Origin of the sequence: Pseudomonas sp. TE3-3-F2023 (assembly GCF_036784815.1) — a bacterium.
GTDB lineage: Bacteria > Pseudomonadota > Gammaproteobacteria > Pseudomonadales > Pseudomonadaceae > Aquipseudomonas > Aquipseudomonas pudica.
In genome coordinates, this window is sequence record NZ_CP145113.1 from 2,147,437 (window position 1) to 2,170,481 (window position 23,045).

Genomic DNA, 23,045 nt, shown 5'->3' on the forward strand with positions numbered 1-23,045 from the left:
CCCGCGTGGTGCGCTGTATGGAAAGGTAAAACAAAGATGGTACAGGTGAGAGTGCACCAGCCGGTCAATACCGACGGCAGTATCAATCTCGAAGCATGGTTGGACCATGTGGTAAGCGTCGATTCGGCACTGGATCGCGCAGCGCTGAAAGAGGCCTGCGAGTTTGCCCATGAAGTCGAGAAAAAGGGCAACCCGGCCAAGCATTCCTGGGCGGACGGTACGTCCAGCTTCCAGGCGGGCCTGGAGATCGCCGAAATCCTCGCCGACCTCAAGCTCGACCAGGATTCCCTGGTGGCGGCGGTCATCTACCGCTCGGTGCGCGAGGGCAAGGTGACCCTGGCCGAGGTCAGCCAGCGCTTCGGCCCGGTGGTGTCCAAGCTGATCGACGGTGTGCTGCGCATGGCTGCGATCAGCGCCAGCCTCAGCCCGCGCCAATCGCTGGTGCTGGGTTCGCAGGCGCAGGTCGAGAACCTGCGCAAGATGCTCGTGGCCATGGTCGACGACGTGCGCGTGGCGCTGATCAAGTTGGCCGAGCGCACCTGCGCGATCCGTGCGGTCAAGGCCGCCGACGACGAGAAACGCCTGCGCGTCGCGCGCGAAGTGTTCGACATCTATGCGCCACTGGCCCACCGCCTGGGTATCGGCCACATCAAGTGGGAGCTGGAAGACCTGTCCTTCCGCTACCTTGAGCCCGACCAGTACAAACAGATTGCCAAGCTGCTGCACGAGCGCCGGCTGGACCGCGAGCGCTTCATCAGCGAGGTGATGAACCAGCTGCAGAACGAGTTGCTGGCCACTGGCGTCAAGGCCGACATCAGCGGCCGGGCGAAACATATCTATTCGATCTGGCGCAAGATGCAGCGCAAAGGCCTGGAATTCAGCCAGATCTACGATGTGCGCGCGGTACGCGTGCTGGTGCCGGAAATCCGCGACTGCTACACCGCGCTGGGCATCGTGCACACCCTGTGGCGGCATATCCCCAAGGAGTTCGACGACTACATCGCCAACCCCAAGGAGAACGGCTATCGCTCGCTGCACACCGCGGTGATCGGCCCCGAGGGCAAGGTGCTGGAAGTGCAGATCCGTACCCACGGCATGCACGAGGAAGCCGAGCTGGGTGTTTGCGCCCACTGGCGCTACAAGGGCACCGACGTCAAGTCCAGTTCCAACCATTACGAAGAGAAGATTTCCTGGCTGCGCCAGGTGCTGGAGTGGCACGAAGAGCTGGGCGACATCGGTGGCCTGGCCGAGCAGTTGCGAGTCGACATCGAGCCGGACCGGGTCTACGTGTTCACCCCGGACGGCCATGCCATCGACCTGCCTAAGGGTGCCACGCCGCTGGACTTCGCCTACCGCGTGCACACCGAAATCGGCCACAACTGCCGCGGCGCCAAGATCAACGGGCGCATCGTGCCCCTCAACTACAGCCTGCAGACCGGCGAGCAGGTCGAAATCATCACCAGCAAGCACGGCAACCCCAGCCGTGACTGGTTGAACTCCAACCTGGGCTATGTCACCACCTCGCGGGCGCGGGCCAAGATCGTGCACTGGTTCAAGCTGCAGGCACGCGACCAGAACGTCGCTGCCGGCAAGACCTTGCTCGAACGCGAGCTCAGTCGCCTGGGCCTGCCGCAGGTGGATTTCGAGCGCTTGGCCGAGAAGACCAACGTCAAGACCGCGGAAGACATGTTCGCCTCGCTCGGTGCCGGCGACCTGCGCCTGGCGCACCTGGTCAACGCCGCCCAGCAGCTGCTTGAGCCCGAGCGCATCGAGCAGATCGAACTGGTACCACGCAAGCCTACCGGGCCGCGTACCGGCAAGCGTGGTGACATCCAGATCCAGGGTGTCGGCAACCTGCTGACGCAGATGGCCGGCTGCTGCCAGCCGCTGCCGGGTGACGCCATCGTCGGCTACATCACCCAGGGCCGCGGCGTGAGCATCCACCGCCAGGACTGCGCCTCGGTGCTGCAGTTGGCGGGCAAGGAGCCGGAGCGCATGATCCAGGTCAGCTGGGGGCCGATCCCGGTGCAGACCTACCCGGTCGACATCGTCATCCGTGCCTACGACCGCCCGGGTTTGCTGCGCGATGTATCGCAGGTGCTGCTGAACGAGAAGATCAACGTGCTGGCGGTGAACACCCGCTCCAACAAGGAAGACAATACCGCGCTGATGTCGCTGACCATCGAGATTCCAGGCCTGGATGCGCTGGGGCGCCTGCTGGGGCGGATCTCGCAGTTGCCGAACATCATCGAGACGCGGCGTAATCGTACCCCTTGATAAACTGGATTGGGGCCGCTGTGCGGCCCATCGCCGGCAAGCCAGCTCCTACAGGTACCCCGCAGGTCTCAAGTCCTGTGCAATACCTGTGGGAGCTGGCTTGCCGGCGATCGGGGGCAAAGCCCCCGCCAAGGAATAGCTGACCATGACCTACACCCTCGAAGACCTGCTGCACCTCATGGCCCGACTGCGTGACCCGCAGTACGGCTGCCCGTGGGACCTGAAGCAGAACTACGCGAGCATCGTCCCTCACACCATCGAAGAGGCCTACGAGGTTGCCGACACCATCGAGCGTGGTGACTTCGAGCACCTGCAAGGCGAGCTGGGCGACCTGCTGTTTCAGGTGGTCTACTACAGCCAGCTGGCACGTGAGGAAGGGCGTTTCGAGTTCGACGGCGTGGTCGACAGCATCACCCGCAAGCTCATTCGCCGTCACCCGCATGTGTTCCCCACCGGCGAGCTGTATGCGCCGGTGGACACTCCCAGCCTGAGCGAGGCCCAGGTCAAGTCGCGCTGGGAAGAGATCAAGGCCGAAGAACGCGCGGAAAAGAGCCAGCCCGAACAGCTCTCGTTGCTCGACGACGTACCGGCGGCATTGCCGGCATTGTCGCGGGCAGCCAAACTGCAAAAGCGCGCAGCCACGGTCGGTTTCGACTGGCCTGCGGCTTTGCCGGTGCTGGACAAGGTCCGCGAAGAGCTGGACGAAGTGCTGCAGGCCATGGCCGACGGCGATGCCGATGCGCTCGAGGATGAAATCGGCGACCTGCTGTTTACCGCCGTGAACCTGGCCCGCCACCTCAAGCATGACCCAGAACACGCCCTGCGCCGTGCCAACCGCAAGTTCGAGCGGCGTTTCCGCTTCATCGAACAGGCATTGCGCGACAGTGGCCGACCCATCGAAGATTGTAACCTTGACGAACTGGATGCCCTTTGGGGTGAAGCCAAACGTCAGGAAAAGAACCTGCCCAGCTGCGGCTGAGCTGTTGCATAAGTGAGTGAACATTCATGAGCCTTTCCCTTCGCGACCAACTGCTCAAAGCCGGTCTGGTCAACCAGAAACAGGTTTCCCAGGCCAACAAGGCCGAGAAGAAACAGAAACGCCTGGAGCACAAAGGCCAGGTCGAGGTGGACGACAGCCAGCAGCGCATGGCCAAGGAAGCCATGGCCGAGAAAGCCAAGCGTGACCAGGAACTGAACCGCCAGCAGCAGGAAAAAGCCGAGCAGAAGGCCCGCGCCGCGCAGATCAAGCAGTTGATCGAAGCGACTCGCCTGCCGAAGTTGAACACCGAGGACTACTACAACTTCGTCGACGACAAGAAGGTCAAGCGCATTGCTGTCAATGCCCTGATGCGGACCAAGCTGAGCAATGGCGCGCTGGCCGTGGTGTCGTTTGGCGGCGGTTACGAGGTGATCCCTCGTGAGGCGGCGGTAAAGATCCAGGAGCGCGATCCCAGCCGTATCCTGTTGCTGAATACCCATGTCGAGGAAGCGGACGAGGACGACCCGTATGCGGCCTACAAGATCCCTGATGATCTGATGTGGTAAGCACGAAAAACCCCGCCTTGGCGGGGTTTTTCATTTGAAGGTGGGTCATTGCGAGGCGCGCTGGTTTTCCAGGTTTTCCAGCTCTGTACGGTACTGGTGCGCTTCATGTTCATTGTGGAACATCCCCACCAGCTGGCCCTGTTGGTGCACATCCCAGATCCGCACACCAGCGGCCAGGCCTTCGTGGGACATTTTCGATTCGTCGCGTTCGGTTACTTGGACTGTCATCGTCAAACTCCACTGCTTCAGTTGGCTGCGACACTGTGTCGCACAACCTCTTTATAGAGTTTGTTAGCAGGCTAAGTAAATAAAACGGGCATGAAACAAGTTTCATGAAGCTGGAAGGTGTATTGCCTGGGCTTGCCGGCGATAGGACCGGTACAGACTGGACAGAAACGTCAGGCAGAAAAAAGCCCCGCACAAGGCGGGGCTTCGGGTACTGCTGGCAGCGCTGGCTCAGTTGCCCTTCACCGGCTTGCCATCGACCGTGCCATCCTGCAACACGATCACGTATTCCTTGCCATCGGTCTCGACCTGGCGCAGTTGCACCAGCAGGTAGTCCCAGTTCTTGGCGAACCACAGCTCGGTGATGCGCTTGCTCTGGCTTGGGTCGCGCACGCGCTCGACCTTCACCGCATCGACCTGGCCGGTCTTGGTAGTGACCCTTTCGGTGCCCAGCACCCGGAAGTCGTAGGTGTCGATCTCGTCACCGTCGACCACCTGATAAGTCATGCTCTTCTTGCCGGCGGCCACGTCATGCTGCAGGGCCAGCTGGTAGGACGACTTGTCCAGCACGCCGCGGTTCAGCGGCAGGCTGATGGCATCGCCACGGTCGCTGCCGGTGACCTTCTTGCTGTTCCAGTCGAAGCTCAGGTCGACTTTCTTGGCCTTGCCCAGGCCGCCACGCTCGAAGTGGTATTTCTGCGGCAGCAGGGTGTCGTTGTCCAGACGCAGGGTGCTTTGCTCGGTCAGGCTGGCGATCATCATGGAAGCCTTGAAGTTAAGGTCCCAGGTACCGTTGGCATTCTTGACCAGGCTGCGCTCGGCGGTGCCGCTCATGGGCAGTTGCTTCCAGTCTGCGGTATAGCTGGCCGAGAAAGGCTTCAGATCAGCTGCCTGGAGGGGCAGGGCGAGCACGGCGAGAGCCAAGAGCAGGGCGCGACGCATAAGTTCTCCTAGGATCGAATCAAGTGACCGCTGGCCGCCAGGGGCTGGCCATCCAGTAATGCACCCTGTTCGCCAAGGCGCAAGCGCCCTTCGGCGAACCAGCGCACCGCCAGCGGGTAAATCAGGTGTTCCTGGCGGTGTACCCGCTGGGCCAGGCTTTCAACGGTGTCGTCTGGCGCCACCGGTACCACAGCCTGTACGACCAGTGGGCCGCCATCGAGTTCCTCAGTAACGAAGTGTACGCTGCAGCCGTGCTCGGCGTCGCCTGCCTCCAGCGCCCGGCGGTGGGTATGCAGGCCCTTGTATTTGGGCAGCAGCGACGGGTGGATGTTGAGCAGGCGGCCCTGGTAGTGGCGCACGAAGTCGCCACTTAGGATGCGCATGAAACCGGCCAGCACCACCAGGTCCGGGGCGAAAGCGTCGATGCGCGCCATCAGCGCGGCATCGAAGGCTTCACGCCCGTCGAACTGGGTGTGCTCGAGCACGACGCTGTCGATGCCGGCCGCCGCGGCGCGTTGCAGGCCGTAGGCATCGGCGCGGTTGGAAACCACCGCACGGATGCGCACCGGGCTTTCCTGGCCTTGGCAACTGTCGATCAGGGCTTGCAGGTTGCTGCCGGAGCCCGACAGCAGTACCACTACATTGCAGGTATTGCTTGGCATCAGTGTGCCTTGAGGTTCTGCAGGTCGACCTGGGCGGCGCCCTCGGCGGCTTCGGCGATGTGGCCGATCACCCATGGCTGCTCGCCAGCGGCGCGCAGTTCGTTCAGGGCAGCTTCTACCTGATCCTGGGCCACGCAGATGACCATACCGACGCCGCAGTTCAGCACGCGGTGCATTTCATGCTCGTCGACGTTGCCTTTTTCCTGCAGGAAGTCGAACACCGCCGGACGCTGCCAGCTGGCCACGTCGATGACCGCCTGGGCGTTGGCCGGCAGTACGCGCGGGATGTTGTCCAGCAGGCCGCCGCCAGTGATGTGGGCCATGGCCTTGACCGCGCCGGTGTTCTTGATCAGCTGCAGCAGCGGCTTGACGTAGATGCGGGTCGGCGCCATCAGCAGGTCGGTCAGCGGCTTGCCGTCCAGCTGGGTGTTCTCGATGTCGGTGGCGGACACTTCGAGGATCTTGCGGATCAGCGAGTAGCCGTTGGAATGCGGGCCAGAGGACGGCAGGGCGATCAGTGCGTCACCAGTGGCAACCTTGGAGCCGTCGATGATCTCGGCCTTTTCCACCACGCCGACGCAGAAGCCGGCCAGGTCGTAGTCTTCGCCTTCGTACATGCCAGGCATTTCGGCGGTTTCACCGCCGACCAGCGAGCAGCCGGCCAGTTCGCAACCGGCACCGATGCCGGTAACCACGGTGGCGGCCACGTCGACGTTCAGTTTGCCGGTGGCATAGTAGTCGAGGAAGAACAGCGGCTCGGCGCCGCACACTACCAGGTCGTTGACGCACATGGCGACCAGGTCCTGGCCGATGCTGTCGTGCTTGTTCAGGTTCAGTGCCAGGCGCAGCTTGGTGCCGACGCCGTCGGTGCCGGAGACCAGCACCGGCTGCTTGTAGCCGGCCGGGATCTCGCAGAGGGCGCCGAAGCCGCCCAGGCCACCCATGACTTCAGGGCGTGCGGTGCGTTTTGCCACGCCCTTGATGCGTTCGACCAGTGCTTCGCCGGCGTCGATGTCTACACCGGCGTCCTTGTAGCTCAGGGAGGGTTGCTTGCTCATTGATCCAGGCCTTTAGGAGGGAGGGATTCTTAAAAACGACCATGACGGCCAAGGCCGGCTGGTAAGCGGCGGCTGCCTGAAACGTCAGTGGTCTGTGAAGGCGCGCGATTTTATCAGGGTTGCCGGGCAGCGGCCATCCTCAGGCCGACGGGCAGGGCATGAAAATAGGTAAAAAGTCGGAGGTGTACGCCACAAGGGCTGCGCCATGCACGCGCAGGTGCTGAACCTGTTGCGGCGAACACCTGTCAGACCCAGCACATCTCCCCGGCAATTTCCGCAACCAATCTTTCATGCTCGCGACTGGTTACCTTGCGCCCCCATGTATAAGGTATAGGCATTGCGGTAAGTGGACAGGAATCCTCCATGCGTCTCTTCAATATTCTGGCAGTCGGTTGCCTGGCCATGATCTCGGCCACTGCCCAGGCTGAAAGCGTCTCCGGCCTGTACCAGGTGCGGGAACCGGTATCCGGGCAGGGCGCCGAAGCCCGTGCCGCGGCTACCGCCCAGGCCCTAGATACCCTGGTAACGCGCCTTACCGGCGACCCCAAGGCAGCGCAAAGCCCGGCATTGGCCGGGCTGCGCAAGGACCCGCAGCAAATCATCAACCGGGTCGCCAGCGAAGCCGGGCCACCCGAGTCGGTGCTGGTCGAGTTCGACCCTGGCAGTACCGAACGGGCCTTGCGCAAGGCCGGCCTGGCCTTGTGGGGCAGCAACCGCCCCTCGATCCTTGGCTGGTGGCTGAACGACAGTGTCGAAGGCAGCAACCTGGTCGGTGACGGCCAGGCCAGTGCCCAACCCCTGCGCCGTGCCGCCCAGCACCGCGGCCTGCCGTTGCGCCTGCCGCTGGCCGACCTGCAGGAGCAACTGGTGGCCAATGCCGAGCAGATCGAAGGCAGCGACCCTGCGGCGCTGCGTGAAGCCTCAGGGCGCTACGGCGCGGATGCCTTGCTGGCAGTGCATGCCCGGGAAGCCGACGGCAAGTGGCAAGGCAAATGGCAGCTGTGGCTGGGCGACCAGCGTGAACAAGGTACTGCCGAGGGTGCCGACCCGGCAGCGTTGGCCGACGCCGTGATGCTGGCGCTCAGCAGCCGCCTGGCCCCGCGCTACGTCACCCGCCCGGGCGCCAGCAGCCAGTTGCAGGTGCAAGTGCAAGGGATGAACCTGCAGCGCTACGCCGAACTGGCCCGCGTGCTCGAACCCTTTGGCCCGCGCCTGCAAGTCGCTGAAGGCAGCACCTTGACCTACGGCGTGACCGCCAACCGCGAGCAGCTGCGCGCCCAGCTTGGCCTGGCCAAGCTGCAGGAAGTGTCGGTAGAGCAGGCGCCCGCTGTGCAGCCCCCTCCAGCTCCGGCAGACGCTGCCGGCGCCGGGCAACCAGTGCCGGCCCAGCCAGCACCCAAGCCGTTCGACGGTTTGCGTTTTCGCTGGTAAGGGGAGCACACCGTGACCGACGTACGTCGTTGGATCTGGCTGGGCGTTGCCCTGCTGGTCGCTGTGCTGCTTTACAGCCTGCACAACATTCTTACCCCGTTCCTGGTCGGCATCCTGCTGGCCTACCTGGCCGACCCGCTGGTCGACCGCCTGGAGCGCCTGGGGCTGTCGCGCACCTGGGGCGTGGTGGTGGTTTTCGGCCTGTTCACCTTGCTGTTGCTGGCGTTGCTGCTGGTGTTGGTGCCGCTGCTGGCAAAGCAGCTGGTGCGCCTGTACGAACTGGCGCCGCAGATGCTCGACTGGCTCGAGCACGTGGCGCTGCCCTGGGTGCAGAGCCGCCTGGGCCTGGCTGAGGGTTTCTGGAAGTTCGACAAGATCAAGGCCGCGATCGGCACGCACATGGGCCAGACCACCGATATCGTCGGCGTGCTGTTGTCCCATGCCACCGCCTCGGGCCTGGCGCTGATGGCCTGGCTGGCCAACATGGTGCTGATCCCGGTGGTGGGTTTCTATCTGCTGCGCGATTGGGACCTGATGATGGCCAAGCTGCGCGGCCTGCTGCCGCGCCAGCGTGAGCCGCAAGTGATGGGCCTGGCGGGCGAATGTCATGAGGTGCTGGGGGCGTTCGTGCGCGGGCAATTGATGGTGATGGTGGCCCTGGGCATCATCTATTCGGCCGGGCTGATGCTGGTGGGACTGGAACTGGGGCTGCTGATCGGCATGCTCGCCGGGTTGGCTGCCATCGTGCCGTACATGGGCTTCATCATCGGCATCGGTGCTGCCTTGGTGGCTGGCCTGTTCCAGTTCGGCGGCGACCTGTACCCGATGCTGGGCATCGTCGCGGTGTTCATGGTCGGGCAGGCGCTGGAAGGCATGGTGCTGACCCCGCTGCTGGTCGGCGACCGTATCGGCCTTCACCCGGTGGCGGTGATTTTCGCGATCCTGGCTGGCGGTGAGCTGTTCGGCTTTACCGGGGTGTTGCTGGCGTTACCGGTGGCGGCGGTGATCATGGTGCTGCTGCGGCATGTGCATGACCTGTACAAGGAATCGGACATGTATGCCGGGGATATCGACCCGGAGTTGTGATCCTGGGGGCTGCAACGCAGCCCCATAATGGCGCAACCTGTTGATTTTACTTGTGCTATCCGCAGCCGTGATTGTGCACCCCGCGCTGCGGGTATAGACTTTGCACATTGTTCACCAAAGGCCCCCTGCGGTCCTGTCGACCGCCCGCGAGCATGAAACCACCGATCCAGTTGCCCCTGGGTGTGCGCCTGCGCGATGACGCCACCTTCATCAACTACTATCCGGGCGCCAATGCCGCGGCGTTGGGCTACGTCGAGCGGCTATGCGAAGCCGACGCCGGCTGGACCGAGAGCCTTATCTACCTGTGGGGCAAGCAAGGTGTTGGCCGTACCCACCTGCTACAGGCCGCTACCCACCGCTTCCAGCAACGCGGCGAGCCAGCCGTCTACCTGCCGCTGGCGCAATTGCTCGATCGTGGCGTAGGGCTGCTCGACTACCTGGCCCAGTACGAACTGGTGTGCATCGACGACCTGCACGTGATCGCCGGCAAGGCTGACTGGGAAGAGGCCATGTTCCACCTGTTCAACCGCCTGCGTGACAGCGGCAGGCGCCTGCTGCTGGCTGCCTCGGCATCGCCGCGCGAACTGCCGATCAAGCTACCCGACCTGAAGTCGCGGCTGACCCTGGCCCTGGTGTTCCAGATGCGTGGCCTGTCCGACGAAGACAAGCTGCGAGCCCTGCAACTGCGTGCTTCGCGCCGCGGCCTGCACCTTACCGACGAAGTCGGCCACTTCATCCTCACCCGCGGTGCGCGCAGCATGAGTGCGTTGTTCGACCTGCTCGAACGCCTCGATCAGGCCTCGTTGCAGGCACAACGCAAGCTCACCATCCCTTTCCTCAAGGAAACCCTGGGCTGGTAACCCCGAAAACGCTGGGCCAGAGCGGCAAAACAAAAAAGTCACATCTTTTTCGATAAAATTTGCAAATGGCCATGATAGAGGGCATAGTTTCACCCTTCTAAAGGATTACAGACACGGTCGTGCCCATGCTGAAGCGCTTCGCACCCCTCGTGCCACTCGCACTCGTGACCCTGCTTTTTGGCTGCGCGGCCCAAGGCCCAGCTTCTAATCCAGAGGCGCAGTCCCAGGATCACACCCCGATCGCCGCACAATCGGCGTTCAAGGCCAAAGCCTCTTCCTCGTCGGTATTCGGCGAGCCGGAAGAACTGGCCACCGAAGATGACCTGGAGGCCTTCTCCAGCAGCAAGCCTTACCAACTGCCAGCGCTGGCTGACAGCATTCTCGAGCGCGGCATGTCGCTTATCGGTACCCGCTACCGCTTCGGTGGTACCTCGGAGAAGTCCGGCTTCGACTGCAGTGGTTTCATCGGCTACCTGTTCCGCGAAGAGGCGGGCGTTACCCTGCCGCGTTCCACGCGTGAAATGATCAACGTCGATGCCCCGAAGGTGGCCCGCAACAAGCTCAAGCCGGGTGACCTGCTGTTCTTCAGCACCAACGGGCGCGGCCGCGTCAGCCATGCCGGTATCTACCTGGGTGACAACCAGTTCATCCACTCCAGCAGCCGCCGCAGTGGTGGCGTGCGTATCGACAGCCTCGGTGACCGCTACTGGAGCAAGACCTTCATCGAAGCCAAGCGTGCCTTGGCCATGGCGCCGACCACCAATATCGCGCGCAACTGATAGCAAAATGATATATCCTGCCGCGGCGGCGATGCTTTGAAAAAAGCTCGCCGCCGTGCGCATTTATAGAAAGCGTCTAATCTAAATTCTCAATTCTTTTCGGCTGCGGCCCAGCGGACTCAGACAGGATGTTCTGGCCATGGTAAAGATGGCGCGCTTCGCATTTCTCTCCTTGGCAGCCTTGCTGGCTGCCTGCTCCAGCCGTGCGCCTGCGCCGGCCCCTGTGGTACAGCCGCAGGTAACCTATAGCCAGCCCAGCCCTTCGCCGATTGCCGATGACGTGCTGATGCGTGCTATCGGCCTGGTGGGTACGCCTTATCGCTGGGGCGGCAACACGCCGGATTCCGGTTTCGATTGCAGTGGCTTGATCAAGTACGTCTACCGTGATGCTGCGGGCATAAGCCTGCCGCGTTCTACGCGTGAGATGATCGTCATGCGCGCGCCAACCGTGGATGCCAAGTCGCTGCAGTCCGGCGACCTGGTGTTCTTCGCCACCAATGGCGGCTCGCAGGTCAGCCATGCCGGCATATATGTGGGGGAGGGGCGCTTCGTGCATGCACCTTCCAGCGGTGGCACGGTGCGCCTGGACTACCTGTCCAACAGCTACTGGGCCAAGGCTTACCTGCAGGCCAAGCGCGTCATTCCGCAAGGGCATCTGGCGCAGAACCCCTGAGGACAGGCGGGGCTTTGCTCACTCGCCAGACCACATTGCCGACATCATCGGCCACCAGCACGCCGCCACGCCCGTCGGTGATTACGCCGACCGGGCGCCCTTGGGCCTTGCCATGCTCATCAAGAAACCCGGTAAGCAGGTCCACCGGCTTGCCCGAGGGTTTTCCTGACCGGTCGAACGGCACGAAAATCACCTTGTAGCCACTGTGTGGCTTGCGGTTCCACGACCCGTGCTGGCCCACGAATGCCCCTTGTTCGAAGGGCGGTGGTAGCCCGTTCGGTTCGGCGAATGCCAGCCCCAGCGATGCCGTGTGTGGACCCACTGCGTAGTCGGGCACCAGCGCCTGGGCCACTTTTTCAGGCGCTGGCGGTTGCACTCGCTCGTCCACGTGGCTGCCATAGTAGCTGTAGGGCCAGCCATAGAAACCGCCGTCCTTGACGGAAGTGATGTAATCCGGTACCAGATCGCTGCCGATCTCGTCACGCTCGTTGACTGCCGTCCACAACGCACCGCTGTGCGGCTCCCAGGCCAGGCCGTTAGGGTTGCGCAGGCCGGTGGCGAACAGGCGGTGCTGGCCGCTGGCGGGGTCCACTTCCCAGATCGCGGCGCGTCCCTGTTCCTTGTCCATACCGTTTTCGCCTACGTTGCTGTTGGAGCCTACTGTCACGAAAAGCTTCCTGCCATCAGGGCTGGCGATCACGTTCTTGGTCCAGTGGTGATTGAGCGGCCCGCCTGGCAACTCGACCACCGGTTGGCCTTCATTGCGAATTTGCATGGCACCGGGCTCATAGTGAAAACGCAGCAACCTGTCGGTATTGGCGACGTAGAGGTCCTTGCCGACCAGGGCCATGCCGAACGGTGAGTTGAGCTCTTCGATGAAGGTCGTTCGGATTTCGGCGACGCCGTCGTGGTCGGCATCACGCAGCAGGATAATGCGGTTGGCGCTGGGCACGCCTGCACCTGCCCGCTTCATCACCTTCTTCATTACCCAACCGCGCAGGCCCTTGCCATCTTCGGGCTTGGGCGGGGCATTGGTTTCGGCCACCAGCACGTCGCCGTTGGGTAGCAGGTATAGCCAGCGAGGGTGGTCGAGCCCGCTGGCGAACGCTTTCACCTCAGTGCCTGGTGCTGCTTCGGGCTTGACGTCCTTGGGCCAGCCCACTGCTGGGGCGATATTCACCGTGGGGAGGGTGGTCTTGACCGGAGCAGGCAACTGGGGCGTTGGACCACTGCCGTCGAGTACATTCAGCAGGGCGGTTTCGCCGCAGGCCGTCAGGCTGGCGGCCAATAACCAAGGCGTCAGGTGTTTCATGGGCGGCGACCTCCTAACAGGGCCTATGAATTGAGAGGTCGGTGACATTCGCCAGGTTCCCGGAACCATCCAACTGTCTTGTCTTGCCTTGCCTTGCCTTGCCGTTGCTTTTGCTTTTGCTTTTAAGCGCGCAATAGTTCAGGCGCCGCCGATTGCGACTTCAGGAGGCCGAGCGGAGGGACTGCGGAGGGAGGTGACGGGCATGGATGCCCGTCAAGCGCTGAGGCCCCATGGATGGGGCCTGCAGCGCGTACTCCCGGGAGCAGGCCCGTAGCGAGGGGACCCCGGAGCGCAGCGTAGGGGCCGGATGATAGGAGCCAGCGTTTTTTGGTTACTTTTTGTCGCGTTTGACAAAAAGTGACCCGCCGTAAGGGCGGAAAGGTGATTAAGCGCCACCTTCGAAAATGAATGTTGACCCTGTTGTTGATGCCCACGCTTGAAAGCGAAGAGCGAAGAGCGGAAAAGTGCTGGTTTTGATCTCGCGCATAGTCCATTTACGATGGCGACGCTTACTCACCTTTTCGCCCTTACGGCGAGTCACTTTTTGTCAAACGCGACAAAAAGTAACCAAAAAACGCTGCGCTCCCATCATCCGGCCCCTCCGCTGCGCTCCGGGGTTCCCTCGCGCCGGTCTTGCTCCCGGGAGTACGCGCTGCAGGCCCCATCCATGGGGCCTCAGCGCTTGACGGGCATCCATGCCCGTCACCTCCCTCCGCAAGACCTCTGCTCGGCCTCCTGAAGTCGCGAAGATCAAGATCAAGATCAAGATCAAGATCAAGATCAAGAGCAAGAGCAAGAGCAAGAGCAAGAGCAAGAGCAAGAGCAAGAGCAAGAGCAAAAGCAAAAATCGTCAGAAACCGCAGCCGTGTAATACCAGTAATCGGGATTGACTCCTCATGATGGCTGTGCGTGGGGCACCTGCGGTGGCTCGCTTCACTACGACAGGAAACTTAAATGGGGCTCTGTGGGAGCGGGCGCGCCCGCGAACACCGGCGCAGCCGGTGCCAGCCACCGCGCTGGATTCTTCGCGGGCACGCCCGCTCCCACAGAAGCCACGTCGCCCGGCCCGAGCCGGAGTTGATTCAAGCCTGCTTGAGCAACAACGCCACCCCCGGGAAATACTGCCCCAGCTCGTTGTGCAACTTGCGATAGGCATACGGGAAGTACCAGGCGATGGCACAGGCGGTATGTTTCTGCAGATCGTCGACCAGGTCCTGCAGTTCCTCGGGGCTGGCATGCTGGCCAGCCTTCCACGGGCTGATGAACAGCGCCCCGGCCTTCAACTGGCTGGGGTAGGCCACCTGGCGCGCGAGGGCAGCGGTCTGCTGCAGGGCTTCGGCCATGTCAAGCCGGGCGATTTTTGGCCAGCGCTGGCTGACACTGAGGTACAGCGCTTCATCGGCACTGCTGATCGACAGGTCGCAGCGCCCTTCGTGTTCGCCTTCGTCGCGCTGCTTCTTGCCGGCAAACTGCTGCAGCGCCGCCAGTTCAGCCTGCCACGCCGCTGCGGCAAGCAGCCCGGTATTGGCGGCGGCGCCATGCCAGTAAGGTGCTTCCGCATCGCCAGCAAACCGGTTGAAGCGGTCGATGCAGTCGCCCCAGCGCTCCAGCACCGGGGCGAGAAACTCCAGGCGCGGGTTGTTGATGATCTGGCCTCGCATGCTGCGCTCTCCTGTTATCGTTGTAATCGCGTTCAGCCGAAAATGATGGCTATGTGATATCACTGCCTCCAGTGTGGCACAACCAGGTAAATTGGCCATTACCCAGGCCGTGCCTGTTCGACTGCAAAGCGGCCTGCTTCGATTGACGCTCCCGGTGCAACCCTCTAACCTTCGCGCGTGTTTCAGGTGCCCTGCCAGCCCCGACTGGGCAGGGTGAAACTGGGAAGCCGGTGGGTGCCAGCATGGCGCGATTCCGGCGCTGCCCCCGCAACGGTAGGTGAGTCGCGGCCGCGCAGGGCCACTGGGTGTCAGCACCCGGGAAGGCGCGCAGGCTTGGGCCAAGACCCGCTCACAAGCCCGGAGACCGGCCTGATACTGCCAACGGCATCACGGAGGGTGATGCGCGGTGCACCGTGGCGTACGGCCACGGCCCCTGCGCGTTCTCCGTGTGCCCGCCTTTTACCTGTCGCTGCGCGTTGCCGTGGTGCCAGCCAGCGGAGAACCCTGATGAGCGAATCCACCGAACGCGACGAACGCCACCTGGCGCGCATGCAGCGCAAGAAGGCGATCATCGACGAACGCATCGCCAATTCCCCAAACGAATGCGGCCTGCTGCTGGTGCTGACCGGCAATGGCAAGGGCAAGAGCAGCTCGGCTTTCGGTATGCTCGCACGCGCCCTGGGCCATGGCATGCAGTGCGGTGTGGTGCAGTTCATCAAAGGCCGCAACAGCACCGGCGAGGAGCTGTTCTTCCGCCGCTTCCCCGAGCAGGTGCGCTACCACGTGATGGGCGAGGGCTTTACCTGGGAAACCCAGGACCGCCAGCGCGACATCGCTGCCGCCGAAGCTGCCTGGGCCGTGTCGCGCCAGTTGCTGCAAGACCCGAGCGTGCAGTTCGTGGTGCTCGATGAACTGAACATCGCCCTCAAGCACGGCTACCTCGACCTTGACCAGGTGCTGTCGGACATCCAGGCCCGCCCACCAATGCAGCATGTGATCGTCACTGGCCGTGCCGCGAAACCCGAGATGATCGAACTGGCCGACACCGTGACCGAGATGGGCATGCTCAAGCACGCGTTCCAGGCTGGCATCCGTGCACAGAAGGGCGTGGAACTGTGAGCCAGCGCCATTGCCCCGCCGTGCTGATCGCGGCACCGGCCTCTGGCCAGGGCAAGACCACCGTCACCGCCGCCCTGGCCCGCCTGCACCGCAACCTCGGGCGCAAGGTGCGGGTGTTCAAGTGCGGGCCCGACTTTCTTGACCCGATGATCCTCGAGCGGGCCAGCGGCGCGCCGGTGTACCAGCTCGACCTGTGGATGATCGGCGCCGAGGAAAGCCGCCGCCTGCTGTGGGAAGCCGCCGGCGAGGCCGACCTGATCCTGATCGAAGGGGTGATGGGGCTGTTCGACGGCACGCCGTCCAGCGCCGACCTGGCGCGCCACTTCGGGGTGCCGGTGCTGGCGGTGATCGACGGCACGGCCATGGCCCAGACATTCGGCGCCCTGGCCCTGGGCCTGGCACGTTACCAGGCTGACCTGCCGTTTGCCGGTGTGCTGGCCAACCGGGTGGGTAGCCTGCGCCACGCGCAACTGCTGGAAGGTAGCCTGACCGAGGGCCTGCGCTGGTACGGCGGCTTGTCCCGCGAGCGTGGTATAGAGCTGCCCAGCCGCCACCTGGGGCTGGTCCAGGCCAGCGAGCTGAACGACCTGGACATGCGCCTGGATGCCGCTGCCGAGGCGCTTGGCGCCAGTTGCGATGCTGCCTTGCCGCCGCCAGTGAGCTTTGCCGAACCCGAGCCGCAAGCCAGTACTGCCTCGTTGGCCGGTGTGCGCATTGGCGTGGCGCGGGACGAGGCCTTCGCCTTCACCTATGGCGCCAACCTCGACCTGCTGCGCAACCTGGGCGCACAGCTCGAGTTCTTCTCGCCGCTGCACGACCGCGAACTGCCGGCAGTGGACAGCCTGTATCTGCCGGGCGGTTATCCCGAGCTGCACCACCACGCCCTGGCCGCCAATGCGCCGATGAGCGAGGCTATACGCGCCCACCACGCCCAGGGCAAACCGTTGCTGGCCGAGTGCGGCGGCATGTTGTACCTGCTCGATGCCCTGACCGACGTGGCCGGCGAGCGTGCCGAACTGCTTGGCCTGCTGCCTGGCGAGGCAACCATGCAGAAGCGCCTGGCTGCCTTGGCCCTGCAGGCGGTGGAGCTGCCGGAAGGCACCTTGCGCGGGCACACCTATCACCATTCGCTGACCAATACCGCACTGCAGCCGATTGCGCGTGGCCTGAGCCCCAACGGCGGGCGTGGCAACGAAGCGGTTTACCGCCTGGGTCGGCTGACGGCGTCCTACGTGCACTTCTACTTCCCCTCCAACCCGGACGCGGCGGCGGCGCTATTGCGACCATGAGCGAACACGCCTACAGCGACGCCGAGCGCGCCGCGATCTACCGGGCCATCGGCGAACGCCGTGACATGCGCCATTTCGCCGGTGGCGAAGTGGCCCCGGAAGTGCTGGGCCGCCTGTTGGCTGCCGCGCACCAGGCGCCCAGCGTCGGGTTGATGCAGCCCTGGCGTTTCATCCGCATCACCCGGCGCGACCTGCGTGCGCGCATCCAGGCCTTGGTGGAAGCAGAGCGGGTGCTTACCGCCGAAGCTTTGGGCGAACGTTCCGACGCCTTCATGAAGCTGAAGGTGGAAGGCATCAACGACTGCGCCGAGCTGCTGGTGGCCGCCCTGATGGACAACCGCGAGCCGCATATCTTCGGCCGCCGCACCCTGCCGGAAATGGACCTGGCCTCGCTGGCCTGCGCCATCCAGAACCTGTGGCTGGCAGCCCGTGGCGAAGGCCTGGGCATGGGCTGGGTGTCGCTGTTCGACCCGCAGGCGCTGGGGGCGCTGCTGGGCATGCCGGCCGGGGCCAAGCCGGTCGCAGTGCTGTGCCTGGGGCCGGTGACCGAGTTCTACCCGGCACCGATGCTGGTGCTGGAAAACTGGGCCGAGGAACGGCCCTTGAGTGAAATGCTCTTTGAGAACCAATGGGGAGAGCTCCAATGAGCGTGGCCTTGCTGACCGTGGCTGGGGTGGCCCTGGATGCCCTGCTGGGCGAACCGCAGCGGCGCCACCCGCTGGTGGCCTTCGGCAACATGGCCGGTAACCTCGAGCGCCGCCTGAATGCCGGAGGGCGCGGCTGGCGCAGCCACGGGGTAAGCGCATGGTTCCTGGCCGTGGTGCCGCTTACCCTGGTGGCGCTGATCCTCTCTTGGCTGCCGTACATCGGCTGGTTGGTCGACGTGCTGGCGCTGTACTGCGCCGTCGGGCTGCGCAGCCTGGGCGAGCACGTGTTGCCGGTGGCCAGTGCCTTGCGCCAGGGTGACCTGCAAGAAGCACGGCGCCGTGTGGGCTACCTGGTCAGCCGCGAAACCCGCGAACTGGACGAATCTGCGGTGGCCCGGGCGGCCACCGAATCGGTGCTGGAGAATGGCAGCGATGCGGTATTCGCCGCGCTGTTCTGGTTCGTGGTCGCAGGCGCGCCGGGCGTGGTGCTGTACCGCCTGAGCAACACCCTGGATGCCATGTGGGGCTATCGCAACGAGCGCTTCGAGCGCTTTGGCTGGTGCGCAGCGCGTGTCGACGATTTGCTCAACTATATTCCTGCCAGGCTGGTTGCGTTGACCTACGCGCTGCTGGGCAAGACCCGGCTGGCCCTGGCCTGCTGGCGCAAGCAAGGCCCGCTGTGGGACAGCCCCAATGCCGGGCCGGTGATGGCCGCCGGTGCTGGTGCGTTAGGTGTGGAACTCGGTGGCCCGGCGGTGTACCACGGCGAGCTGCATGAGCGGCCACGCCTGGGTGACGGGCCAATGGCCGACGCCGACGCCATCGAACGCGGTTGGGGCCTGGTGCAGCGCGGCGTATGGCTGTGGCTGCTGGTGATCTGCCTGGGGGCCTATATCAATGCTTGAACACGGAGGCCGCCTGCTGCGGGCGGTACGGCAATACGGCATCGCTCGCGAGCAGTGGCTCGACCTGTCCAGCGGCATTGCGCCATGGCCTTTCCCGATTCCACCGATTCCCATGGAGGCCTGGGCGCGCCTGCCGGAGACCGAGGACGGCCTGGAGGACGCCGCGCGTGCGTATTACGGCGCACGTCAATTGCTGGCAGTGGCCGGTTCCCAGGCCGCGATCCAGGCCTTGCCGCTGTTGCGCGCAGCCGGCCGGGTAGGGGTGTTGACACCTTGCTATGCCGAGCACCCATACGCCTGGCAACGGGCGGGGCATCAGTTGCTGGAGCTGGACGAAGCGCAGGTCGAGGCGACGCTCGACAGCCTCGACGTACTGGTGCTGGTCAACCCCAACAACCCCACCGGCCGCCGGGTGCCGCGTGAACGCCTGCTGGATTGGCACGCCCGCCTGGCAGCCCGCGGTGGTTGGCTGCTGGTCGACGAAGCGTTCATGGACAACACCCCGGCGCAAAGCGTGGTCGATTGTGCCGAGCGCCCGGGGCTGATAGTGCTGCGCTCGTTCGGCAAGTTCTTCGGCCTGGCCGGCGTGCGCCTGGGGTTCGTTGCCGCCGAACGCAGCCTGCTGCTGCACCTGGCCGAGTTGCTTGGGCCGTGGACCGTCAATGGCCCGACCCGAGTGCTGGCCCAGGCCAGCCTGGCCGACCACGACGCCCAGCGTGTGCAGGTCGAACGCTGCGCTGCAGCCAGCCGGCGGCTGGCGGTGCTGTTGCGTAGCGCCGGCCTGGCGCCCAGCGGCGGTTGTGACCTGTTCCAGTACGTGTGCAGCGAGCAGGCTGCGCAACTGCATGACTTTCTCGCCCGCCACGGCATCCTGGTGCGGCTGTTCGAGCACCCGCCGGCAATACGCCTGGGGCTGCCAGCCTGTGCGGCCGACGAACAGCGCCTGGCCCAGGCCCTGGCGGCCTATCAGAAGGAAATGGCATGACCACCCTCATGGTGCAAGGCACCACCTCCGACGCCGGCAAAAGCACGCTGGTGACCGCGCTGTGCCGCTGGCTGTTGCGCCAGGGCGTTGGCGTGGTGCCGTTCAAGCCGCAGAACATGGCGCTGAACAGCGCGGTGACCGCCGACGGCGGTGAAATCGGCCGGGCCCAGGCAGTGCAGGCCCAGGCCTGCCGCCTGCAACCGCATACCGACATGAACCCGGTGCTGCTCAAGCCCAACAGCGATACCGGCGCCCAGGTGATCATCCATGGCCGCGCCGTCACCAGCATGAACGCGGTGGCCTACCACGACTACAAGGCTATCGCCATGCAGGCGGTGCTGGCTTCCCACCAGCGCCTGAGTGCTGCCTGGCCGGTGGTCATGGTCGAAGGTGCGGGCTCGCCAGCGGAGATCAACCTGCGTGCCGGGGACATTGCCAACATGGGCTTTGCCGAAGCGGTGGACTGCCCGGTGATCCTGGTTGCCGACATCAATCGTGGTGGTGTTTTCGCCCATCTGGTCGGCACTCTGGAACTGCTGTCACCCAGTGAGCAGGCGCGGGTAAAGGGCTTTGTCATCAACCGCTTCCGCGGCGACATCGCCTTGCTGCAGCCGGGGCTGGACTGGCTGGAGCAGCGCACCGGCAAGCCGGTACTGGGCGTGCTGCCGTATGTTAACGACCTGCATCTGGAAGCCGAAGACGGCATCGACGCACGCCAGGGGGCAAAGGCCGAGCGCGTGCTCAAGGTGATCGTCCCGGTGCTGCCGCGTATCAGCAACCATACCGACTTCGACCCACTGCGCCTGCACCCCCAGGTGGACCTGCAGTTCATTGGCCCGGGTCAGCCGATACCGGCCGCCGACCTGATCATCCTGCCCGGGTCCAAGAGTGTGCGCGGCGACTTGGCGCAACTGCGTGAGCGCGGTTGGGACAAGGCCATCGACCGGCACCTGCGCTATGGCGGCAAGCTGATCGGGATCTGCGGTGGCCTGCAGATGCTGGGCCGCGAAGTACATGACCCGCTTGGTCTCGAAGGGGCCGCCGGCTTCAGCCCGGGGCTTGGCCTGCTTGATTACGCCACGGTGCTCGAAGCCGAGAAGCAACTGCGCAACGTTGCCGGCACGCTGAACCTGGAAGCAGCCCCGGTTGCAGGGTATGAAATTCATGCCGGCGTCACCACCGGGCCTGCCCTGGAGCAGCCAGCCGTGCAACTTGCCGATGGCCGTTGCGATGGTGCTGTCAGCGCTGATGGCCAGATACTTGCTACCTACCTGCACGGCCTGTTCGAAGGCAGCCAGTCGTGTGCGGCGCTGCTGCGCTGGGCGGGTCTGGAGGATGTGCAGGCCGTCGATTACCAGGCCCTGCGCGAACGCGATATCGAGCGCCTGGCCGACCTGGTGGAAAAGCACCTGGACACCGCGCGCCTGCGCCAGCTCTGTGGGGTGGCCTGACATGCTCAACCTGATCCTCGGCGGCGCCCGCTCGGGCAAGAGCCGCCTAGCCGAACAGTTGGCCAGCGCCAGTGGCCTGCCGGTGACCTACATCGCCACCAGCCAGCCGCTGGATGGTGAAATGAACGAACGCGTGCTGCTGCACCGCCAGCGTCGCCCCGATGACTGGGGGTTGATCGAAGAACCTCTGGCCCTGGCCGCGGCACTGCGCGCCGAAGCGGCCGAAGGGCACTGCCTTCTGGTGGATTGCCTGACCCTGTGGCTTACCAACCTGCTGATGCTCGAAGACGACCAGCGCCTGGCCGAGGAGCGCGATGCGCTGCTGGCCTGCCTGGAACAGTTGCCGGGCACGGTCATTCTGGTCAGTAACGAAACCGGCCTGGGCGTCGTGCCCATGGGCGAGCTGACCCGGCGCTATGTCGACCTGGCTGGCTGGCTGCACCAGGCCGTGGCTGAACGCTGTCAGCGTGTGGTGCTGACCGTGGCCGGCCTGCCCCTAATGCTCAAAGGACCTGCACTATGACCCAAGCCTGGTGGCGTGACGCCTGCCAACCCCTCGACAACGCCGCCATGGACCAGGCCCGCGCCCGTCAGCAGCAGCTGACCAAACCTGCCGGTTCGCTCGGCCAGCTTGAAGGTTTGGCCATACAACTGGCCGGCCTGCAGGGGTGTGAACGGCCGACCTTGGATCACGCCGCAATCAGCATCTTTGCCGGTGACCACGGTGTGGTCGAGGAAGGTATTTCGGCCTACCCGCAAGCGGTGACCGGGCAGATGCTGCGCAACTTCGTCGGTGGTGGCGCGGCCATCAGCGTGCTGGCGCGCCAACTGCAGGCAAGCCTGGAAGTGGTCGACCTGGGCACCATCGACCCGCACCTGGAACTGCCTGGCGTGCGCCATCTGCGCCTGGGTGCCGGTACCGCCAACTTCGCCCGCCAGCCAGCGATGACCGAGGGCCAGCTGCAGGCTGCCCTGCAGGCTGGCCGCGACAGTGCCCTGCGCGCCGCCGAACAGGGCGCGCAGCTGTTCATCGGTGGCGAGATGGGTATTGGCAACACCACGGCTGCCGCTGCCCTGGCCAGCGTCTTGCTGGGTTGCCCGCCGGCTGAGTTGAGTGGCCCGGGTACCGGCCTGGACCACGCCGGGGTGCGGCACAAGGCCGAGGTCATCGAACGGGCGCTGAGCCTGCATGGCCTGAACGCCAACGATCCATTGCAGGCACTGGGCTGTGTCGGTGGTTTCGAGATCGCGGCCCTTGCCGGTGCCTACATTGGTTGTGCGCAGGCGGGTGTCGCGGTGCTGGTGGACGGCTTCATTTGCAGCGTCGCCGCGCTGCTGGCGGTGCGCCTCAACCCGCAGTGCCGGGCCTGGCTGCTGTTCGCCCACCAAGGCGCAGAGCCTGGGCACAAAGCTGTGCTCGACACGTTGCAGGCCGAGCCGTTGCTGGCCCTGGGCCTGCGTCTGGGCGAGGGCAGTGGGGCTGCCCTGGCCGTACCGCTGTTGCGCCTGGCCTGTGCGTTGCATGGGCAGATGGCGACCTTCGCCGAGGCTGCAGTGGCGGACCGCCCGGCATGATCCTCGACTTGCTGCGCCATGGCGAAACGGAACAGGGCGGCTTGCGTGGCAGCCTTGATGATGCCTTGACCGACAAGGGCTGGGCGCAGATGCGTGGCGCCGTGGCCGAGGCCGGGCCTTGGGAGGTGTTGGTCAGTTCTCCGCTGCAGCGCTGCGCACGTTTTGCCGAGGAGCTGGGCGAGCGGCTGAACCTGCCGGTACAGCGCGAAGCGGCGTTGCAGGAGCTGCATTTTGGCGACTGGGAGGGCCGCAGCGCGGCGCAGATCATGGAAGACCAGGCGGACGCGCTGGGGCGCTTCTGGGCGGACCCTTACGCGTTTACACCGCCCAATGGCGAGCCGGTCGAGGCGTTCGCCGAACGTGTACTGGCGGCAGTCGAGCGCCTGAGCCGTCAGCATGCTGGCAAGCGTGTGCTGCTGGTCACCCATGGCGGCGTGATGCGGCTGTTACTGGCCCGTGCTCGTGGCTTGCCCAGGGCACAGTTGCTGCAGGTCGAAGTCGGCCACGCTGCGCTGATGCGATTGGTTTCGGGTGACGACGGCCAGTTGGTCGAGGGGCGCTGA

General features: G+C 64.5%; 24 protein-coding genes and 1 riboswitch. Of the genes, 18 read left to right on the forward strand and 6 right to left on the reverse strand.

Going from position 1 to position 23,045, the window contains the following annotated elements; genetic code table 11:
* Positions 1-36 precede the first annotated feature (36 nt).
* From relA to V3314_RS09790, 3 genes are all read left to right on the forward strand, one after another.
* On the forward strand, positions 37-2,277 hold the full coding sequence (gene relA / locus V3314_RS09780) for a GTP diphosphokinase (RefSeq protein ID WP_015269231.1): 2,241 nt from the start codon (positions 37-39) through the stop codon (positions 2,275-2,277).
* Between the two features lie 145 nt (positions 2,278-2,422).
* The gene (gene mazG, locus V3314_RS09785; protein WP_338460173.1) at positions 2,423-3,256 is read left to right on the forward strand and encodes a nucleoside triphosphate pyrophosphohydrolase; all 834 of its coding nucleotides are present in this window, start codon (positions 2,423-2,425) and stop codon (positions 3,254-3,256) included.
* A 26-nt stretch (positions 3,257-3,282) separates the two neighbouring features.
* Positions 3,283-3,822, forward strand: a complete 540-nt coding sequence (locus tag V3314_RS09790; protein ID WP_046616657.1) for a DUF2058 domain-containing protein — start codon at positions 3,283-3,285, stop codon at positions 3,820-3,822.
* A gap of 45 nt (positions 3,823-3,867) precedes the next feature.
* On the opposite strand, the gene V3314_RS09795 is transcribed toward V3314_RS09790, so the two are convergent.
* From V3314_RS09795 to purM, 4 genes are all read right to left on the reverse strand, one after another.
* The gene (locus V3314_RS09795) at positions 3,868-4,050 is read right to left on the reverse strand and encodes a hypothetical protein (RefSeq protein WP_046616658.1); all 183 of its coding nucleotides are present in this window, start codon (positions 4,048-4,050) and stop codon (positions 3,868-3,870) included.
* 228 nt (positions 4,051-4,278) lie between these two features.
* A complete protein-coding gene (locus tag V3314_RS09800) occupies positions 4,279-4,989 on the reverse strand; it encodes a DUF3108 domain-containing protein (protein WP_338460174.1) in 711 nt (236 codons plus the stop codon).
* An 8-nt stretch (positions 4,990-4,997) separates the two neighbouring features.
* Complete coding sequence (gene purN / locus V3314_RS09805) at positions 4,998-5,651, reverse strand: phosphoribosylglycinamide formyltransferase (protein ID WP_046616660.1); 654 nt, start codon at positions 5,649-5,651, stop codon at positions 4,998-5,000.
* Positions 5,651-6,709 (reverse strand): phosphoribosylformylglycinamidine cyclo-ligase, encoded by a 1,059-nt coding sequence (purM, locus tag V3314_RS09810; protein ID WP_046616661.1) that lies wholly within the window; start codon positions 6,707-6,709, stop codon positions 5,651-5,653. Before purM ends, purN begins: the two co-directional genes overlap by 1 nt.
* A gap of 363 nt (positions 6,710-7,072) precedes the next feature.
* Between purM and V3314_RS09815 the strand changes: the two genes are divergently transcribed.
* The 5 genes from V3314_RS09815 (at position 7,073) to V3314_RS09835 (ending at position 11,538) form a co-directional block, all read left to right on the forward strand.
* Positions 7,073-8,140 carry a DUF2066 domain-containing protein gene (locus V3314_RS09815; RefSeq protein ID WP_338460175.1) on the forward strand — a complete coding sequence of 356 codons (1,068 nt, stop codon included), beginning with the start codon at positions 7,073-7,075 and terminating at the stop codon, positions 8,138-8,140.
* A 12-nt stretch (positions 8,141-8,152) separates the two neighbouring features.
* A complete protein-coding gene (locus V3314_RS09820; RefSeq protein WP_338460176.1) occupies positions 8,153-9,226 on the forward strand; it encodes an AI-2E family transporter in 1,074 nt (357 codons plus the stop codon).
* Between the two features lie 152 nt (positions 9,227-9,378).
* Entirely contained in the window at positions 9,379-10,086 is a 708-nt protein-coding gene (gene hda / locus V3314_RS09825) for a DnaA regulatory inactivator Hda (RefSeq protein ID WP_013971369.1), read from the forward strand.
* A 125-nt stretch (positions 10,087-10,211) separates the two neighbouring features.
* Positions 10,212-10,865 carry an NlpC/P60 family protein gene (locus V3314_RS09830; RefSeq protein WP_085602061.1) on the forward strand — a complete coding sequence of 218 codons (654 nt, stop codon included), beginning with the start codon at positions 10,212-10,214 and terminating at the stop codon, positions 10,863-10,865.
* A 139-nt stretch (positions 10,866-11,004) separates the two neighbouring features.
* Positions 11,005-11,538 carry a C40 family peptidase gene (locus V3314_RS09835; protein ID WP_046616665.1) on the forward strand — a complete coding sequence of 178 codons (534 nt, stop codon included), beginning with the start codon at positions 11,005-11,007 and terminating at the stop codon, positions 11,536-11,538.
* On the opposite strand, the gene V3314_RS09840 is transcribed toward V3314_RS09835, so the two are convergent.
* Positions 11,504-12,850 (reverse strand): sorbosone dehydrogenase family protein, encoded by a 1,347-nt coding sequence (locus V3314_RS09840; RefSeq protein ID WP_046616666.1) that lies wholly within the window; start codon positions 12,848-12,850, stop codon positions 11,504-11,506. The two genes, V3314_RS09835 and V3314_RS09840, sit on opposite strands and share 35 nt — an antisense overlap.
* Before the next feature lie 695 nt (positions 12,851-13,545).
* Between V3314_RS09840 and V3314_RS09845 the strand changes: the two genes are divergently transcribed.
* Complete coding sequence (locus V3314_RS09845; RefSeq protein WP_338460177.1) at positions 13,546-13,740, forward strand: hypothetical protein; 195 nt, start codon at positions 13,546-13,548, stop codon at positions 13,738-13,740.
* Between the two features lie 192 nt (positions 13,741-13,932).
* On the opposite strand, the gene V3314_RS09850 is transcribed toward V3314_RS09845, so the two are convergent.
* Positions 13,933-14,511 carry a hypothetical protein gene (locus tag V3314_RS09850; RefSeq protein ID WP_085602056.1) on the reverse strand — a complete coding sequence of 193 codons (579 nt, stop codon included), beginning with the start codon at positions 14,509-14,511 and terminating at the stop codon, positions 13,933-13,935.
* 167 nt (positions 14,512-14,678) lie between these two features.
* A riboswitch (cobalamin riboswitch) is annotated at positions 14,679-14,899 on the forward strand.
* 119 nt (positions 14,900-15,018) lie between these two features.
* Between V3314_RS09850 and cobO the strand changes: the two genes are divergently transcribed.
* From cobO to cobC, 9 genes are read left to right on the forward strand one after another with little or no spacing between them, the layout of a single operon-like run.
* Complete coding sequence (gene cobO / locus V3314_RS09855) at positions 15,019-15,630, forward strand: cob(I)yrinic acid a,c-diamide adenosyltransferase (protein WP_013971375.1); 612 nt, start codon at positions 15,019-15,021, stop codon at positions 15,628-15,630.
* Complete coding sequence (locus tag V3314_RS09860) at positions 15,627-16,919, forward strand: cobyrinate a,c-diamide synthase (RefSeq protein ID WP_085602055.1); 1,293 nt, start codon at positions 15,627-15,629, stop codon at positions 16,917-16,919. The genes cobO and V3314_RS09860 overlap by 4 nt, the downstream gene beginning before the upstream one ends.
* Positions 16,916-17,566 (forward strand): 5,6-dimethylbenzimidazole synthase, encoded by a 651-nt coding sequence (gene bluB / locus V3314_RS09865; protein WP_046617178.1) that lies wholly within the window; start codon positions 16,916-16,918, stop codon positions 17,564-17,566. Before V3314_RS09860 ends, bluB begins: the two co-directional genes overlap by 4 nt.
* Positions 17,563-18,471 (forward strand): adenosylcobinamide-phosphate synthase CbiB, encoded by a 909-nt coding sequence (gene cbiB / locus V3314_RS09870; protein ID WP_338460178.1) that lies wholly within the window; start codon positions 17,563-17,565, stop codon positions 18,469-18,471. The genes bluB and cbiB overlap by 4 nt, the downstream gene beginning before the upstream one ends.
* Entirely contained in the window at positions 18,464-19,456 is a 993-nt protein-coding gene (gene cobD, locus V3314_RS09875; protein ID WP_338460179.1) for a threonine-phosphate decarboxylase CobD, read from the forward strand. Before cbiB ends, cobD begins: the two co-directional genes overlap by 8 nt.
* A complete protein-coding gene (locus V3314_RS09880; protein WP_046617181.1) occupies positions 19,453-20,907 on the forward strand; it encodes a cobyric acid synthase in 1,455 nt (484 codons plus the stop codon). The genes cobD and V3314_RS09880 overlap by 4 nt, the downstream gene beginning before the upstream one ends.
* 1 nt (position 20,908) lies before the next feature.
* Entirely contained in the window at positions 20,909-21,430 is a 522-nt protein-coding gene (gene cobU / locus V3314_RS09885; protein ID WP_046617182.1) for a bifunctional adenosylcobinamide kinase/adenosylcobinamide-phosphate guanylyltransferase, read from the forward strand.
* Entirely contained in the window at positions 21,427-22,482 is a 1,056-nt protein-coding gene (gene cobT / locus V3314_RS09890; protein WP_046617183.1) for a nicotinate-nucleotide--dimethylbenzimidazole phosphoribosyltransferase, read from the forward strand. Before cobU ends, cobT begins: the two co-directional genes overlap by 4 nt.
* Positions 22,479-23,045, forward strand: coding sequence for an alpha-ribazole phosphatase family protein (gene cobC, locus V3314_RS09895; RefSeq protein ID WP_046617184.1), 567 nt, complete (start codon positions 22,479-22,481; stop codon positions 23,043-23,045). Before cobT ends, cobC begins: the two co-directional genes overlap by 4 nt.